Origin of the sequence: Sphingopyxis sp. (genome assembly GCF_036402335.1) — a bacterium.
In the GTDB taxonomy this organism is placed as follows: Bacteria; Pseudomonadota; Alphaproteobacteria; order Sphingomonadales; family Sphingomonadaceae; genus Sphingopyxis.
This window is the reverse complement of the sequence record NZ_DASWTD010000035.1, coordinates 1-2375: the sequence shown is the minus strand read 5'-3', so window position 1 is coordinate 2375 and position 2375 is coordinate 1. Positions and strand designations below refer to the sequence as shown.

Sequence of the window (2375 nt, the reverse complement as noted above, 5' to 3'; positions counted from 1 at the left end):
TGGTCGCGTCCAAAGCCTGCTGAAAGTACCGCAACGCGGCATGATGATCGCGCGCGCCGTCGTACAGCAGCGCGATCAGGGTCAGAGCCTTGGCCTGATCCCTCGCCCGGCCTAGCGCAGCGAAAAGGCCGTGTGCGTGCTGAAGCGTCGGCAAGGCCTCAGCGATGCGTCCTGCATCGGTCAGCGTCGCGCCGCGCGATAGAAGAATTTCTGCCAGCAGTCCACGATCGCCCCCCCGCTTGGCGGCATTGGCCTCGGCAACCGCAAGGACGCCAAGAGCGCGATCCGTCTTCCCGATCCGGCCCAGCGCCTCGCCAGCCAGCCATAGCGCCACGGCGCTTTTCCGCGATGCCTCAGCCGCGTCGCGCTCTCCCTTCGCCAGCGCCAGCGCGCGATACGCCTCGACGATCGCAGCGCGAGGATCGGAGAGCATGGCGGTCTTGGCCCGCTCGATCCGATGATCGAACGAGGGGGCCGGCGCGGGAGCGGCGGCGATCAGCATCGCCGCCATCGCCAGCGCGGCGACACCGGCGCACAGGCGTCGGATCAGTGACGTTTCCATGAATTTGCCAGCCGCTTGACCGACACGCGCGATTCGCGTGTGGCCCGCTGCGTGTCGTCGTGCCGCAGGAAGTCGATCAGCGCGTCGAGCACGATCGGGCGACTGATGAAGAACCCCTGCACTGTGTCGCACCCCATGACCGTCAGCAGCGCCAGCGTCGCTCCCGTCTCGACGCCTTCGGCCACCACCTCCATGTCGAGCGCATGGGCAAGATCGATCGTCGAGCGCACGATCAACGGATCGCGGTTCGAACTGGTCAGGTGAGTGATGAACAGCTTGTCGATCTTCAGCTCGCGCGCCGGCAGTTGCTTTAGATACGCCAGGCTCGACAGGCCGGCACCATAATCGTCGATCGAGATGCGCACACCGATCGCGTCGAACCGGTTCAGATTGGCGATCGCGCATTCGGGGTCGCGGATCACCGACGTCTCGGTGACCTCGAAGCCCAGCTTCGCATCGGGGTTCGCCTCGACGATCGCGCACACCGTTTCGACGAAGTGCGCATCGGACAGCAATTGCCCGGAAATATTGATGAAAATGCGCAGGTCGTATCCCGCCGCCCGCAAGGTCATCTGGTCCCGCAGCGCGCGGCGGATCGTCCATATCGTGAGCCCGTCGATCCGCTGGACCTCCTCGGCGGCGGCGATGAAATCGCTCGGCATCACCATGCCACGCTCCGGGTGCTGCCAGCGGACGAGCGCCTCGACGCTCGAAATGTCGTGTCGGCGGGCATGGACCTTGGGCTGATACATCAGCAACAGCTCGTCGCGCTCCAGCGCGTGGTCCAGTTCCTGCGCCAGTGCCGTGATCGACGCCTGTTCGGCATCGTCCCGGTCCTGTTCCGAGCGGCGACGCCGTGCCTGCGCCAGCGATTGCTCGGCGCGCTCGATCAGCGCCATCTCGTCGTCGACCCCTGCCGCGGCGATCGCCACGCCGAACGAGGAGTCGATATGGCACCAGTCGTCGCCGACCAACATCGGGGCCGCCATCGCGCGCGTGACCGCACCGACCACGTCCGCTTCGGTCCCGTGCGCGTCGATCTCGATCGTCGCGGGAGCGATCGCGCATGCGGCGCTGCCCGGCAACAGCGCCGCGATACGGTCCGCCAGATCGGTCGCCAGCGCCCGCGATCGCGCCACGCCGACGCTGCGCCGCAGGGCGGCGAAATTCTCGATCTCGGCAAGTATCTTGACGTGCGGCACACCTCCTTCCCTTGCCGAACCGGCAGGTGGCCCGGCCGGCGATGCGGGCGGGATAAGGCGGTGGGGACTGGCCATGGCAAGTTCCGGGGTAACCGGCACTTTTAAAGATTGGCTTAAAATCCCGCTATCGTTGGTCGAACTAAGGTTAACGATGTTGAGCGAAGGTAAATAGCTTGTTAACGTTTGCGTGCCCCCTTTGCAGGGGGGGTGAGCATAACAGGGAGAAAGCCATGCTCGCGTTCATCATCTCCGTCGTTTACGGAATGACCGTTCGTCCCTGGTAAGACGAACCGGGTCCGGTCCGGTGGTCGCATCGCGCTGTCACCGGACCGGATTGCCGCCAGGGCCTGGCGCGGCGGCGACCGACGATGAACAGCCAGGTCAGGCGGCGCGCCGTGCCGATGGTGCCGGGTTGCTGAATTCCATGCTGTCGTCGACCGATCCGAAGCGCAGCGCCAGCACGTCCAGCGCATAATTCTGGTTGAGTCGCCACGGCTTGCGATCACCCTGCCGCGGCAGCCGGTCGAGCGCGCGCTGGATATAGCCGGAGGTAAAGTCCACAAACGGCTCCGGCGCGATCGGATCGGCGCCGATCCTCGGCGTCGCCTGTC

Annotated in this window: 2 protein-coding genes and 1 pseudogene; all 3 read right to left on the bottom strand. The window is 65.7% G+C overall.

Translation table 11 applies throughout. The annotated features are described in order from the left end of the window. On the bottom strand, nucleotides 1-562 hold a 562-nt coding region (locus VGD20_RS00920), incomplete at its 3' end, for a tetratricopeptide repeat protein (protein WP_331132652.1). Then, complete coding sequence (locus VGD20_RS00915) at nucleotides 547-1764, bottom strand: EAL domain-containing protein (protein WP_231792324.1); 1218 nt, start codon at nucleotides 1762-1764, stop codon at nucleotides 547-549. The genes VGD20_RS00915 and VGD20_RS00920, both read right to left, overlap by 16 nt. 381 nt (nucleotides 1765-2145) lie before the next feature. Then, nucleotides 2146-2375 (bottom strand): annotated as a pseudogene (locus VGD20_RS00910) (FAD-containing monooxygenase EthA); the annotation flags it as partial.